Source organism: Roseburia faecis (genome assembly GCF_001406815.1).
GTDB classification, from domain to species: Bacteria; Bacillota; Clostridia; order Lachnospirales; family Lachnospiraceae; genus Roseburia; species Roseburia faecis.
The window spans coordinates 128,983-143,034 of record NZ_CVRR01000048.1 but is presented as its reverse complement, the minus strand read 5'-3'; the positions used below and the strand labels follow the sequence as shown (position 1 = coordinate 143,034).

The following is a 14,052-nucleotide window of genomic DNA, read 5'->3' as shown; positions in this document are numbered from 1 at the left end:
AAACCTACTCGATCGTATCCAGACGGATGCCCTTCGACACGCTCAGCGCAAGCCCCATCTCTGCCATAAGGAATACAAGCGAGGTACCTCCGTAACTGATAAACGGCAGAATGACACCGGTATTCGGAATCGTATTGGTAACAACCGCAATATTTAAAACTACCTGAATCGCAATATGTGACATAATGCCCGTCACCAGAAGTGCCCCGTACAGATCCTTTGCATTATTGGCAATGACCATCATCCGCCAGAGCATCAGGACAAACAGAAGAATGACACAGACGGCACCGAAAAGGCCGAGTTCCTCACAGATAATGGAAAAAATCATATCATTCTGTGCCTCCGGCACATTGCCCAGCTTCTGCAGGCTCTGTCCGAGTCCTTTTCCAAACAGCTTGCCGGATCCGATTGCATAGAGTGCCTGCATGGTCTGATATCCCTTATCTCCCGCTGTCTCCGGATGTTTCCATGCCTCCACACGGTCACTCCGGTAAGACGCGATATTGATAAATGCGAAAATAAACAGCACCCCCAGCACGGCAACCACAAAAAACTCTTTGTACTTCGGGCTTGCCACAAACAGCATACAGACAGCAATCCCAAGAATGATAATCGCCGTACTCAGGTTGTTTACCGCGACAAACAAAACAAGCGGCACCAGACGGATTCCTACTTTTGCCATGCTTGAAACCTTATCCAGCTGCTTGGGGATACGCTCGATCAGCATCGCCAGATAAATAATGATGGCAATCTTTGCAAGCTCCGATGGCTGAAAGCCGATCGGTCCGACCTGAATCCAGCGGGACTGTCCGTGGGAGCTTCGCGTCAGCCCCGGTACCTTTGCCAGAACGACAAAACAAAACCCCAGGGCTCCCCAGTATGCCAGCCTTCCGAATTTTCTCCACACATGATAATCCTTCTTTGCAAAATAGAACATAAAAACAAGACCGATTGCAATATTTCGCGCCTGCAGTTTCAGATAATGTGCACTGTCCCCATATTTATTTGCTGATGTATACGAACTGGAACTGTAAAGCATCACCAGTCCAAAACATAATAGGAAAATAATGATAAACAACAGATTATAGTCAAAATATGTTGTTTTCTTTTCCCCACGTCTCCGTTTCGGCACGACTCACTACTCCTCTAATCCACGAACGATTTCTTTGAATATCCGTCCACGCTCCTCATAGTTCGGGAACATGCCCCAGCTGGCACATGCCGGTGAAAGCAGAACCGCATCCCCGGATACTGCATGGTCATAGCAGTAACGGATCGCTTCCTCAAAGGTCTCACAGCGCACGGTATCCATAAAACCATGCTTATGCGCACACACTTCAATCTTTTCTGCTGTCTGTCCGATCAGCACCAGTTTTTTTACTTTTCCGTCAAATGCATCAATCCACTCATCATATGTGGACTGCTTATCATAACCGCCTCCGATCAGAAGCGTTGGACGGTTCATCGCACGGATTCCCTGAATAGCGGCATCCGGGTTGGTTCCCTTGGAATCGTTGTAAAAACGGACCCCTCTTTTTTCGGTCACATACTCGATCCGGTGTTCTACCGCCTGGAAACGCTTCAGCACCTCCACGATTTTCTCCATCGGCACTCCGAAATTCACACTCATGGCAGTTGCGGCCATGACATTTTCATAGTTATGTCGTCCCAGCAGATTCAGATCATTGACATTGATCACCTTCTCGGTGTTTCCGTCATGCGCATAAAAGATTTCCTCTCCGTCGAGATAAAATCCTTCAGCAAGTTTTCTTACACTGCTGAACCAGACCACATGCACCGGTGCGCTCTCTCCGAATGCCCGAAGCACCTCATCCTCATAATTAAGCACACAGACCTCATCCTTTGTCTGATTGGTGGTGATTGCCTCTTTGGTCTTAATATAACAATCCATGGTGTGATGACGGTTCAGATGATCCGGCGTAATATTTAAGATTGCGGATATTTGTGGATGGAACTCATGAATGGTTTCCAGCTGGAAACTGCTGATCTCTGCGACGGTTACGGTTTCATCCGTCATTGTGGCAGCCTCGGAAGTATACGGAATTCCGATATTTCCAACCACGCGCACATCCTTGAAATAATTTTTCATGATTTCTCCGGTCAATGCTGTCGTAGTGGTCTTTCCGTTTGTTCCGGTGATTGCAATCAGTCTGCCTTTTGCGAAAGAATATGCAAGTTCAATCTCGCCCCAGATGCAGACGTTCTGTGCACGCATCCGCTCTACGACCGGCAGATCCGTTGGGACGCCCGGACTTAAGACTGCTACATCAAATGCGCGCAGCTGCTCATCCGTCAGCTCCCCCAAAAGCACCGGCATTCCTTTCAGTTTCGGTGCCTTTTCATATAACTTTTCTACATCCAGATCTTTGTTTCCATCATAGAGAACAGTTTCAATTTTTTTATCCAATAACAGTTCTGACGCAGCAATGCCGCTCTTTCCGGCTCCCACAACCAGAACCTTTTTTCCTTCAAGTTTCATTACGATCAACCTCCATCTTTGCGTATAATTACGATTATAAGGTATTTACTGCTCCAATTCAAGGTAAGGCAGTATGTTTTCGAAAATTTCCTTTGCCACAGGAGCCGCAATGGTACCGCCATAATAAATGCCGGAAGGGTTCCTTATGATCACAAGTACCAGAACTTTCGGATCATCCGCCGGTGCAAACCCCAGAAACGAGGAGATGTACTTATGTGCGGAACGGGGCAGGGTCTGTGAAGTGGCTGTTTTTCCGCCAATCTCATACCCCTCAATATATGCTTTGTTTCCGCCTCCCTCGGATACCACTTTTTCCAGCAAAAACCGCATTTTTTCCGACGTTTCTTCCCTGCAGATTCCCTCCTGCGCCGGAAAATCAAACGTTTTTATTACTTTTTTGTCTCCATTCTCCACCTGCATTCCGACGTGCGGTGTCACGCGGTTTCCTCCATTAATAATAGAAGAAACGGTGGTTGCCAGCTGGATCGGTGTGATCTGAAATGACTGTCCGAATGAGATGGTTGCCAGTTCCACAAGCCCGATCTTTTCCCGCTTGTGCATGATGGTCGAAGCCTCTCCCGGCAGGTCAATCCCCGTTTTATGTAACAGACCGAACTGCTCAAAATAGTCATAAAAGTGATCGGCACCGATCCGAAGTCCCACATTGATAAACACGGGATTGCAGGAATTTTCGATTCCTTCCACAAAGCTTTCTGCTCCATGCCCGGTCGTTTTGTGACAGCGAATCCTGCGGTCCTCCACCACGATATATCCCGGACAGTGAAACCGGTCTTCCAAAGAAACCACACCTTCTTCCAGTGCCGCTGCCGCGGTGATCACCTTAAATGTTGATCCGGGCTCATAGGTATCATTGATACACTGGTTTCGCCACATCCGGTTACAGTATTCCTGCTCCTTTTTGGTACCCTCATACTCCTTATACTCCTCAATCAGCTGAAACGGCTCATTCAGATGAAATTCCGGATAATCCACCATTGCCATGACGGCTCCGTCGGAAGGATTCATCACAATAATACTGACAGAATCCGCTTCTTTCTGAATATATGCTTTATTTGCCGCCTGCATGGCAAACATCTGAATATTTGCATCCAATGATGTGCGCAGATTATTTCCGGCAACAGGTTCTTTGCGTTCCTCTCCGATATTGTCAACTTCCACACCGCGGGCATCCGTTGTCGTCAGAATCAGACCATCGGTTCCCTCCAGATATTTGTCGTACACACTTTCCAATCCGATAATTCCCTGGTTATCCCCGCCGGTAAACCCCAGCACTTTTGAGGCAAGCGTATCGTATGGATAATTCCGTTTATAATCCTCATCCACTTTCACCCCTGCATAGCCATAGGCAAGAATCCGATTTCCAGTTTCCTTATCGACATTACTTTTGATCTTCTCGAGAGACGAATATTTTTCTACCCGCTTACGGACCTTTTCTTCCGGAATTCCAAGCTCCTTTACGAGCATGGCAATGACCGCTTCCGGTTCCTTTATCTGGTTATGTATGACAGAAATGGTGCAGACTGATTTGTTATCTGCCAGTACTACACCATTTCGATCCAGAATTTTGCCTCTGGCGGCTTTTATTTTTCTTTCTCTCTGCTGCAGATCTTTTGCCTGCGTCTCATAATATTTTCCCTCAAAAAGCATAAGATAGACCAGACGCCCGCACAAAACCATCGACATCAGAACAACAGAAAAGAATATGATACATATTTTTCTGCGGTGATAGGTTTTATTCCACTCCATGAAAAGCACCACGATCCTTTTCTTAAAGCATATGCACTGCAGAGCCTTTCTAAGAACTCTCTGTCTTTAGTTCTTCTTTTTCTTTTCATTTCTGGACTTGGTTCCGTTATGCTTTCCGGTATACTGTGAACTGTCTTTTGACCCGGTAACATCATAGCCCTTGTTTACACCGGTCTTCTTTTCATCCGGATAAATATTCATATACGGAAGAACTTCTTCTAAGATCTCACGCGCAATGTTCTGCGCAAATACGCTGTGCGGCTGGTCTGCCACATTTGGTTCATTCACAACCACATAGATCAGTACCTGCGGATTGTCGTATGGGGCAAATCCCATAAATGAAACAAGATATTTTCCGTTTCCACGCGGAAACTTCTGTGCGGTTCCTGTTTTACCGCCCATAGAATATCCATCCACTTTTGCCGTATTTCCCGTACCTTCCTTTACGACACTCTGCAGATAATCCCGGATTTTATCGCTGGTACTCTGGGAAATGGTCTGTTTCACAGCTTTCGGTTCCACCGTGGAAATCGTATTTCCTGTCGAATCCGTGATTTTGGTTACCAGATGCGGCTGATAATAAGTTCCGCCATTGATCAGTGACGCAAATCCACTCACCATCTGGACCATCGTACAGTTATAGTTCTGTCCGAATGCATTGGTTGCCAGATCGATCGGTTTCATATCTTCCACCTGATACATCAAAGATGCGGTATTTGCCTCTCCCGGCAGATCAATTCCCGTTTTCTGTCCAAATCCATAGATGGACTGGTACTCTGTAAAATGATTCTTTCCGATTTTGTATGACATCTGCATGATGGCATCATTACAGGAATCCATAAGTGTCTTCCGGACGGTTTCTATTCCATGTCCGTAGCGCGCCACGCAGCGCACCTTCTGTCCATTAAAATCCTCGTACCCATCACAGTCAAATGTCATTTTATCTTTGATTGTTCCGGTTTCGAGTCCACACGCAACCGTAAAAGGTTTCTGTACAGATCCCGGCTCATACGTTGAGGATACACAAAAATTCTGCCATATCTCATTGAGCGCATCCATTTTTTCATCCTCGGACATATTTTTGATCTGTTTTTTGGTGTACCACTTACTCAGATCTCTCGGATTGTTCAGATCCACGTTTGGATAATCTGCCATGGCAAGGATTTCTCCGTTGTTTGGATTCATGACAATCGCTGCCGTATTGATACTTCCGGTTCCTTTATAATAGTTATCCCGGTATTTTTCATTCCAGTCTTTGATTTTTTCTTCAACGATGGACTGGATATTTGCGTCGATGGATGTCACCAGCGCATCCCCGTCCTGTGCATCAATGACGGTCTTTTCAAAATCGCTGTCCGAGTCCAGATAACCGTACTCCCGCCCATTGATTCCGTTTAATGTACTGTTGTAATAATTCTCCAGTCCGGTTGTGCCGACATTCCCGGAAGAAGTAAAACCAATCACGGAAGAGGCTAAAGATCCAAACGGATAATTTCTCTGATATTCTTTTTCAAACCAGACGCCCTTGATATCCGGATTTACTTTGTTTCCTTTTTTGTCTACGGCATCCTGCAATTCCACAAAAGGCTGTACTTCGTCATATGGTACTTTCTTGGCAAGTACAATATAGCGTTTATCCTTTTTCTCTTTTATAATTCTGCGGATCTCCGTTTCATCCAATTCCGGGAAACATTTCACCAGTGCTTCCACGGTCGGATCAACATACTCTTCTTTATCATTGACAACGGTACAGTCTAAAATCACATTATAGACTGCCACACTGGTAGCAAGAACCGTACCGGAACGGTCGATGATTTCTCCCCTCTGGTACGGAATCGTTTTACTGTCATAAGACTGCATGGAAAGTACTTTTTTCTGATAGGTTTCCCCTTTCGTGTGTTCAATATAAGTCAATCTGCCGATCAGTCCACACAAAACAGCCAGAATAAGGGAAAACAATACCATCAGTTTTGTCCGCATCTTCCGGTTAAATTTCTGTGCCGGTCTTCTTCTCTTTCTTCTCACATCTGACTCCTGTTATTTGGAAGGAATATCCTCATACTGATCCATGAAATTGCTGTTTTCCACGGTATAATATACCACCTGTTTTTCCGTTGGATATTTCATGCCAAGCTTTTTCATTGCCACTTTTTTGATATGTTCAAGGTCTGTTGAAGTTGTAAGATTTTTATAACGTGCATCATTGTCCGCGCGAAGATCTGCCAGCTGGCTCTCCAGATTTGCCACATTTTTCATTCGTGTCGTCATCTGTGACTGCATCTGTACAAACAAAACGGCAATCAGCGCACTGACCACAACACAGACTGTGAGAAATACCACATACCCACGGCTCATCTCCATCGCTCTCTGGCGATTCCTTCTCGCTGCATTTCTACGGTTTTTGCGACGTCTTGCCTCTTCGATTTCTTTGCGTGTTCTCTGATTGTGTCGAACCGGTGTATCCAGTTCTCTCACGGTATTCCCGTTTACATAATAGTTTTTACTGCTCATAACGCTTCCCTGCTTTCCATTCCATCTTCCACACGCTCAAACACGCGTAATTTTGCACTCTTTGATCTGCTGTTCTCTTCGAGTTCCTTCTCCGAAGGCAGAACGGGCTTTCTTGTCACCACACGTCCTTTGGATTTCTTTCCACATACACAGACCGGGAAATTGCTCGGGCATGTACACGGATTTTCGTTCTTTTTGAAGTTGGATTTTACAATACGGTCTTCCAGTGAATGAAATGTGATAATACAGATTCTTCCCCCATCATTCAACAAATCAATCATGGTATCTAACGTATCGCGAAGTACATCAAGTTCATGATTCAGCTCAATGCGGATTGCCTGATACGTCCGCTTGGAAGGATGTCCTCCGGTCACCTGTACTTTCATCGGGATGGCTCCACGGATGATTGCGTTGAGTTCCCCGGTCGTTTCAATCGGTTTTTCTTTTCGCGCCTGTACAATATGCTTTGCAATATTCTTTGCGAACCGATCCTCTCCATAATCACGAATTATGCGGAACAGTTCCGCTTCACTGTAATCGTTCACAATGTCCCTTGCGGTCAGGCGCTGACGCTTGTCCATCCGCATATCCAGCGGTGCATCCTCACTCCGGTAGGTAAAACCGCGTTCCGGTGTATCCAGCTGGAAAGAAGAAACTCCCAGATCGAGAATGATTCCATCCACTTTTTCGATTCCGAGATTCTTCAACACGTCCGCCATCTGTGCATAATTGCTTCTTACGATGGTAACCCTGTCTGCATAATCTTTCAGTCTCTCTGTGGCAGCGGCAATGGCATCCGCATCCTGGTCGATTCCGATGAGTCTTCCGGTTGTCAGATGTCTGCATATTTCCAGTGAATGTCCGCCTCCCCCAAGCGTTCCATCCACATAAATGCCATCCGGGCGAATATGTAATTGTTCAATTGTCTCGTTCAAAAGAACGGAATAATGTTTAAACTCCATATTTAGATTCCAATTCCCAACTCTGCCATATGCTCTGCGATCTCATCCATGTCATCAAAATCGTTGTTTTCCAGATACCGTTCTTTGCTCCAGATCTCCACACGGCTGAATACGCCGACGGAAACAACTTCTTTATCAATTCCTGCGTATTCCCTCAGATTCGCCGGAAGTAAAATTCTTCCCTGCTTGTCTACTTCGCAGTTTGCAGCTCCTGCAAAAAAGAATCGCATAAACTTTCTTGCATCTTTTGAAGTCAGTGGTTTTTCACGAAGACTCTCCTCAATCCGTTTCCATTCTTCCTGGGAATAAACAAACAGGCATCCATCCAGTCCCTTTGTCACAACAAATTCATTGCCAAGCTGTTCCCGGAATTTAGAAGGTACGATCAGTCTGCCTTTTGCATCAACCGAATGATTGTATTCGCCCATAAACATGGCAGACTCACCTCCCCTTCCTCATTTTCTGAACTTCTGTTTGTTCACCACTTTACACCACAAAGTGGATTTTTTATTCCACTTTCCACCACTATGTATCCATAATACCCTAAAAGCCCCCTGAAATCAAGGGTTATTCCCGGTCTTTCTTGAAAATGAGCCGACAGCTACCGTTTTTTCCAAAAAAAATCCTCCACACGTGGAAACGTGTGGAGGATTTTCCCATCCAAATGTACATTATGCTGTTTTTTTGTGCTGGCGGACATGCCAGATGATGATCCAGGAAACCGATACGACCACAAGAAGTGCTGCAAGTGCCATAGACACCGGATATCCGATGACCGGCAGCAGCAGCTGATCCGTCCGCAGGGATTCTATCCAGAACCTGCCAATCCCATACCCTGCCAGATACAGCAAAAAGACTTCCCCATCAAACCGCTTGTGTCTGGTAAACAGGATCAGAAGGATCAAAAGAATCAGATTCCACAAGGATTCATAGAGAAACGTGGGATGTACCTGGATATAAGAGATACCATTTACTTCCACCACGTGCTGCAGCAGGCTGTCCGTCACATCTGAGGATCGGACAGCAGAAAGCGGCAGCTGCATGGCAAACAACCCGTCCGTATAACCGCCAAATGCCTCCCTGTTAAAAAAATTTCCCCACCGGCCGATAACCTGTCCTAAGACCAGACCAAGTCCCGCGGTATCGCAAAGCAGACCCATGGACAGTTTCCGTACCCGTGAAAACACAAACACGGTAATGATTGCCGCAATCACGCCTCCGTAAATCGCCAGACCTCCCTGCCGCAGATTGAACACACTCAGCAGATCGTCCTTGTATAGATCCCAACGGAATATCACATAATAAACCCGCGCCCCAATGACAGAACAGATAATGGCAACGAGTGCCAGGTCAAAATAAGTATCCGTTTTCTGGCCGGTCCGTTTTGCCATCCAACAGGCGATTCCAAGTCCTGCTAACATTCCGATTGCAATCACAATTCCATAATATGCCACCGAAAAATTTCCGATCATGATATTTTTTCCGACATGGTGCAAATAAATATGTAAATGCGGAAAATTAATACTGTAATCCGTTAGTTGTTCCATTCCTTTTCTCCTTTCACTGGCAGGGCGGCAGTCTGCCGCCCATATGCCCCTGTCAGCAGCTGCATACAAAACTGCCGCACTCTGTCTCCCTGCTGCTGTCAGCATGTCCGCCGGAAATACCAATGTGTCCCGCATGACAGGCATGATCCTCGTTGAATTTGCACTCACACGCTTCACAGCTGACGGTTGTATCTTTTTTGACATCTGTTGTATGACAGGACTGACATCCACTTCCTTTCGGTGCAAAACTTCCACAACAGGTTTCGGAAGAAGTTTTTGCCTGTGTTCCTTCCACCTGAATATCCGTTCGTCTGCAGCAGTTGTCTGCATTATAAGAACAGTTTACCACATTACAATCCAGTTTTGTCATCTTACATACCTCCTTGTGTTAAATCATCGCTGCCACATCAGTATGTACCAAACCACATGGTCTTATTCTGTTCCGGTTCTTCTTTTTAAAAAAGCCCGGTATCAGTTTTTCTGATACCGGGAATTTGTATTTCAAAATTTGAAATTTATTTATTCTTTCCACAGCAGAATTTATATTTCTTTCCACTGCCGCATGGACACGGATCATTACGTCCCACCTTTTTGCCAACGATAACCGTACCGGATTTTTTCTGTTCCATATACAGTCTGTGCTTTGTCTCTTTATCAAAAATATCATCCCACATCGGAAGATTGTAAAGCCAGTCAGCCTTGGCATCTACCATGTTCTTGTACAGCTTTTCCTTATCGAAAACGAGATTTACCCTGGTATTTTCATCCATTGTTTCGATTGGATTGTCTTTTACCAGACTGTCATTGATTCCGTCTAAGAAACCAGCCATCTCCAGAATGGTAAGTCCATACTTATCAGCAAGTTCTTTTACCGTTCCTTCTACTTTTTCATCCGGGTTTGTCAATAATTTCTCATACACACCCTTCTCTAACAGGAAATATCTCTGCCAGAATTTCTGAAGTTCCCCCTGACTTGCGTTCTCATTGTAGGCAATTTTCTGCCAATCCTGCAATATAGCCATTTTTATACCACCTTTATCACTTACGAATTTACATGCCTTGATGCATGTATGTTTATTATAACAAAATGTCTGCCATTTTCCAAGCCCTTTCTTGACGAAACCTGCCATTTCCCGTATCATAAAGTTACGGTTTACAGGTTTCCTGCAAATAGCATATTTAGCCAAGGAGGTTGTTCATATGAAAAAAGGAAAACAGATTCTTGCCATCATTGGCATCATTTTACTGATTGTTCTGTACCTAAGTACACTGGTATGCGCCATCACAGACAATACCGGAACCATGAAAATGTTCAAAGCTTCTATCTTTGCCACCTTCGTGATCCCGGTACTGATCTGGGCTTATACGTTCCTATACAAACTTACGCACAAGAAATAATTATTTTTCTGTTGTTTCTGTAGCTAAGACAGATTCTGTCTCAGTCTCAGTCTCCAAAACACTTTCTGTCACATTTCCCATGGATGCATTTGGTCCGTCATTCTCTGTGGAATCCAGTTTCCCTGCGTTTTTGCTGATAAAAATATAAGCAACAACGCAGATCACCAGAAGAATGACCACCACAAGCATCTGTATTTTCTGCTTTTTCATTCTTTATTTCTTTCTCCTTACCATAAAGATTACAATTCCTCCGGCCAGTAACAGGATTGGAAGAATAATGGTAACCAGCAGTCCCAGAAGTGCCGCATGTAATGCATTTACTGTCAGATTACTGAGCGTGTACTCTTTTTCCGGAATTACGCTGCCGGCCGACTGGGTATCCGTGATCATATTTCCGATCACATCGGAAAACAGTGATGCATTGTTTGTCGTCATCTGACTTGCCTCATCGCTGAATACATACGGGCTTGCGAATACCACAAGCTGCGTCGTGTGATCATCATCTACTTTATCTTCTACCGCCAGTCCGACACTAAACGGTCCCTTGTCGTCTCCATCTTCGTATCCATAATCCTGCATACTGTTTGGATTGTTCTTTGCAACCGCATCATCGGAAGTATCCAGTAAAGAAGTATACGTTGTCTTACTCTCCTCTGTACTCTCCGTGTCATCCGTCGTGCTGTTCTGCGGATAATTGATTCCCAGAGAAATCGGAAGATATACATATCCGCCGGAAAGACTTCCGGTATACGAACTGCTGTTTACATTTGGCAGCAGATACAGTGGACCTCCCATATTGTAATAATGCTGTGCATCATTATCCGCGATCGGCCCTGTGGTAAGGCTTACTCCGTAAGTATCCAGAATCGATGCAAAATTCGGCATCTCGGTCTCGGAATGCATTCCCACGATAATCGCTTTTCCGCCTTTTTGCAGATAATCAATTACTTTCTGTGCATCATTTTTATTAAAATCTTTCTGCGGTGCATTGATAATAATCGCTGCCGCATCCTTCGGAACACTTTCTTCATTTAACAGTTCCACGGAAGACAATGTCATATTGGATTTGCTGATGACATCCGAAAATGCACTTCCGATTGTAGCCTCATCATGTCCGGTGATCTGGTATACGACAGGGAGCTGGTTTGCATCCATCGTTACATACTGGATGGCACTTGTAATCTGTCCTTCCGCATCGAATCCCTTCAGTTCGTTGTTGTAGGAATATGTGGAATAATCCATGTTTGACTGATAATCATAGATATCATAATAATCTATCACTTTCGAACGCTTGTCACTGACAACGATCAGACTGTTGCTGGTCGGTGCATTGTCCGTATAGTCCTTATAAAAATAAGGTTTACTCTTCGGATTGACGTATTTTACCCTGATATGCCCGGACAGATCTTTGTAACGCTCCAGCATGGAATCAATCTGTGCGTCCTTGCTTTTTTCCGCTGCCAGAACATAGATGGTCACATCACTTTTCAGTTTTTTCATGTTCTTTTTCGTATCCTTTGTAATGGAATACAATTTAGAATACGAACAGTCCACCGAGGTAATTCTCGTCGGCAGCGCATCGACTGCCAGGTTGGCAACCACGGCAAGAGCGAAAACTACGACAATAAAACTGCTTGAAAAAACGCTGAGCGAAAATGTCTTTTTGCTGATGCTCCAACGCCGTTTCTGAATGGCCTGCACGGTAAAGAAATTAAATAATACAATAACCGTTACATAATAAAGGATTGCCGTAATGTCCAGACAGCCCCCCTGGAATTTTTCAAACGGTGCATACAGATCCAGACAGTTTAAAATCTTTGTCAGCCAGTTTCCATCCGATGAAATAAGTCCTGTCAGACTCTGCATCATATAACTGATAAACAGTACCACAAACGTCAGAACTGCCGCAATCACCTGGCTTTCCGTCAATGCGGAAATAAACATACCTACCGCAATGGAAGCTGCTCCATATAACCAGAACGCCAGTATGGCAATATAGCTCTCGCCCATGGGAATGGTTCCAAACGCACGTAAAATAAGTGGCATCACACAGAAAACTGCAATATCCACGGTAAACACGGCAAGCATTGCCAGATATTTTCCGAGTACAATCTTTGCCACCGGCACCGGTGCTGTCAGCATCAGCTGATCCGTTTTATTTTTCCGGTCCTCTGCAAAACTGCGCATGGTAAGAATCGGTACCGCAATCATAAAAATAATCGTAATGGCACTTAACGTATAGTACAGATACGGATAACCCTGCCTTAAATTATATACATAAAAATACAACCCGAACAAAGCCATAAGGACAGCCACAAACAGCCAGCCGACCACATTCTGGAAGTATGACCGGAATTCTCTTTTCAATACGGCAAACATTACTGTGCACCTCCTTCCTGGGTAATCTCAAGGAATACATCTTCGAGAGATTTCGTCACGGTCTTCATCTCCAGCACCGGAATGTTATGCTCTGCCATCTGCCGGAAGACTTCTTCCCGCACATCGGCACCTTTCTTTGCATAAATACGGATTTTATCATGATCCGCCTGCTCAACCCTTGCAATGTTTTCTTCTCCCTGTAAGTATCCGGCTGCTTCCCCGGCACCGGTCCGCACCGTCAGTTCAATCTCTTGCGCACCCGACATCAGATTTACCAGATTTTCCGTAGAGTCGCTCGCTACAAGCTTTCCTTTGGAAATAATAAACACATGGTCACACACGGCAGAAATTTCCGGCAAAATATGGGAACTTAAAATCACCGTATGTTTTTCGCCCAGATGACGGATCAGTTCACGGATCTCTATGATCTGTTTCGGGTCCAGTCCGACCGTAGGCTCATCGAGTATGATAATCTCCGGATACCCTAGGATCGCCTGTGCAAACCCGACACGCTGCCGGTATCCTTTGGACAGATTGCGGATCATGCGCCCTGCCACTTCTGTCGTACCGGTCGTTTCCATTGCCTCTTCCACATACCGTCTGCGCAGACTTTTTTCCAGCTGTTTTAAATCTGCCACAAAACACAGGTACTCCTTTACCGTCATATCCATGTACAGTGGTGGAAGTTCCGGCAGATAACCGATACATTTCTTTGCTTTCTCCGGCTCCTTTAAAATGTCATGCCCGTTAATTTTAATCTCTCCGCTTGTCGCACCGAGATATCCGGTTATCATATTCATCGTTGTTGATTTGCCAGCACCGTTTGGACCCAGAAAACCATAAATTTTCCCCGGTTCCACAACGAGTGACAGATGATCGACAGCCGTATGATCCCCGTATTTTTTTACAAGATTATTGATCTCAATCACAGCGAAACGCTCCTTTTCTTTTTGGACAACAAAATGCCCTTCATGAGAACAGTGTATCG

At 45.0% G+C, this 14,052-nt stretch carries 14 protein-coding genes; 1 reads left to right on the top strand and 13 read right to left on the bottom strand.

Annotated elements, in window-relative coordinates:
* Window positions 1–4: 4 nt before the first annotated feature.
* The 10 genes from M72_RS13080 to M72_RS13035 form a co-directional block, all read right to left on the bottom strand.
* Window positions 5–1,132 carry an FtsW/RodA/SpoVE family cell cycle protein gene (locus tag M72_RS13080; protein WP_055068524.1) on the bottom strand — a complete coding sequence of 376 codons (1,128 nt, stop codon included), beginning with the start codon at window positions 1,130–1,132 and terminating at the stop codon, window positions 5–7.
* A gap of 6 nt (window positions 1,133–1,138) precedes the next feature.
* Window positions 1,139–2,500: a UDP-N-acetylmuramoyl-L-alanine--D-glutamate ligase gene (murD, locus tag M72_RS13075; RefSeq protein WP_055068523.1), complete on the bottom strand. Its 1,362-nt coding sequence runs from the start codon at window positions 2,498–2,500 to the stop codon at window positions 1,139–1,141.
* A 45-nt stretch (window positions 2,501–2,545) separates the two neighbouring features.
* The gene (locus tag M72_RS13070) at window positions 2,546–4,267 is read right to left on the bottom strand and encodes a peptidoglycan D,D-transpeptidase FtsI family protein (protein WP_055068555.1); all 1,722 of its coding nucleotides are present in this window, start codon (window positions 4,265–4,267) and stop codon (window positions 2,546–2,548) included.
* A 66-nt stretch (window positions 4,268–4,333) separates the two neighbouring features.
* Complete coding sequence (locus M72_RS13065; RefSeq protein WP_022045315.1) at window positions 4,334–6,292, bottom strand: peptidoglycan D,D-transpeptidase FtsI family protein; 1,959 nt, start codon at window positions 6,290–6,292, stop codon at window positions 4,334–4,336.
* 12 nt (window positions 6,293–6,304) lie between these two features.
* Entirely contained in the window at window positions 6,305–6,778 is a 474-nt protein-coding gene (locus tag M72_RS13060; RefSeq protein WP_055068522.1) for a cell division protein FtsL, read from the bottom strand.
* On the bottom strand, window positions 6,775–7,740 hold the full coding sequence (rsmH, locus tag M72_RS13055) for a 16S rRNA (cytosine(1402)-N(4))-methyltransferase RsmH (RefSeq protein ID WP_022045317.1): 966 nt from the start codon (window positions 7,738–7,740) through the stop codon (window positions 6,775–6,777). The genes M72_RS13060 and rsmH overlap by 4 nt, the downstream gene beginning before the upstream one ends.
* A gap of 2 nt (window positions 7,741–7,742) precedes the next feature.
* A complete protein-coding gene (mraZ, locus tag M72_RS13050) occupies window positions 7,743–8,174 on the bottom strand; it encodes a division/cell wall cluster transcriptional repressor MraZ (RefSeq protein ID WP_022045318.1) in 432 nt (143 codons plus the stop codon).
* Between the two features lie 237 nt (window positions 8,175–8,411).
* The gene (gene lgt, locus M72_RS13045; protein WP_022045319.1) at window positions 8,412–9,287 is read right to left on the bottom strand and encodes a prolipoprotein diacylglyceryl transferase; all 876 of its coding nucleotides are present in this window, start codon (window positions 9,285–9,287) and stop codon (window positions 8,412–8,414) included.
* A 52-nt stretch (window positions 9,288–9,339) separates the two neighbouring features.
* A complete protein-coding gene (locus tag M72_RS13040; RefSeq protein WP_022045320.1) occupies window positions 9,340–9,657 on the bottom strand; it encodes a DUF1540 domain-containing protein in 318 nt (105 codons plus the stop codon).
* 145 nt (window positions 9,658–9,802) lie between these two features.
* The gene (locus tag M72_RS13035; protein ID WP_022045321.1) at window positions 9,803–10,309 is read right to left on the bottom strand and encodes an SEC-C metal-binding domain-containing protein; all 507 of its coding nucleotides are present in this window, start codon (window positions 10,307–10,309) and stop codon (window positions 9,803–9,805) included.
* A gap of 178 nt (window positions 10,310–10,487) precedes the next feature.
* Here M72_RS13035 and M72_RS13030 point away from each other — a divergent pair, with 178 nt between their 5' ends.
* Entirely contained in the window at window positions 10,488–10,685 is a 198-nt protein-coding gene (locus tag M72_RS13030; protein ID WP_022045322.1) for a hypothetical protein, read from the top strand.
* Here M72_RS13030 and M72_RS13025 read toward each other — a convergent pair whose 3' ends face one another.
* The 3 genes from M72_RS13025 to M72_RS13015 are packed head-to-tail and all read right to left on the bottom strand — an operon-like array spanning window position 10,686 to window position 13,993.
* Window positions 10,686–10,895: a hypothetical protein gene (locus tag M72_RS13025; protein WP_055068521.1), complete on the bottom strand. Its 210-nt coding sequence runs from the start codon at window positions 10,893–10,895 to the stop codon at window positions 10,686–10,688.
* Window positions 10,896–10,898: 3 nt separating this feature from the next.
* Window positions 10,899–13,064, bottom strand: coding sequence for an ABC transporter permease (locus M72_RS13020; RefSeq protein WP_055068520.1), 2,166 nt, complete (start codon window positions 13,062–13,064; stop codon window positions 10,899–10,901).
* Complete coding sequence (locus M72_RS13015; protein WP_055068519.1) at window positions 13,064–13,993, bottom strand: ABC transporter ATP-binding protein; 930 nt, start codon at window positions 13,991–13,993, stop codon at window positions 13,064–13,066. The genes M72_RS13020 and M72_RS13015 overlap by 1 nt, the downstream gene beginning before the upstream one ends.
* Window positions 13,994–14,052 lie beyond the last annotated feature (59 nt).

Excerpts from the sequence above, each read along its gene's own strand:
- murD (WP_055068523.1), bottom strand. The coding sequence starts at position 2,500 with ATGAAACTTGAAGGAAAAAAGGTTCTGGTTGTGGGAGCCGGAAAGAGC.
- M72_RS13070 (WP_055068555.1), bottom strand. The coding sequence starts at position 4,267 with ATGGAGTGGAATAAAACCTATCACCGCAGAAAAATATGTATCATATTC.
- M72_RS13060 (WP_055068522.1), bottom strand. The coding sequence starts at position 6,778 with ATGAGCAGTAAAAACTATTATGTAAACGGGAATACCGTGAGAGAACTG.
- rsmH (WP_022045317.1), bottom strand. The coding sequence starts at position 7,740 with ATGGAGTTTAAACATTATTCCGTTCTTTTGAACGAGACAATTGAACAA.
- mraZ (WP_022045318.1), bottom strand. The coding sequence starts at position 8,174 with ATGTTTATGGGCGAATACAATCATTCGGTTGATGCAAAAGGCAGACTG.
- lgt (WP_022045319.1), bottom strand. The coding sequence starts at position 9,287 with ATGGAACAACTAACGGATTACAGTATTAATTTTCCGCATTTACATATT.
- M72_RS13040 (WP_022045320.1), bottom strand. The coding sequence starts at position 9,657 with ATGACAAAACTGGATTGTAATGTGGTAAACTGTTCTTATAATGCAGAC.
- M72_RS13035 (WP_022045321.1), bottom strand. The coding sequence starts at position 10,309 with ATGGCTATATTGCAGGATTGGCAGAAAATTGCCTACAATGAGAACGCA.
- M72_RS13030 (WP_022045322.1), top strand. The coding sequence starts at position 10,488 with ATGAAAAAAGGAAAACAGATTCTTGCCATCATTGGCATCATTTTACTG.
- M72_RS13025 (WP_055068521.1), bottom strand. The coding sequence starts at position 10,895 with ATGAAAAAGCAGAAAATACAGATGCTTGTGGTGGTCATTCTTCTGGTG.
- M72_RS13020 (WP_055068520.1), bottom strand. The coding sequence starts at position 13,064 with ATGTTTGCCGTATTGAAAAGAGAATTCCGGTCATACTTCCAGAATGTG.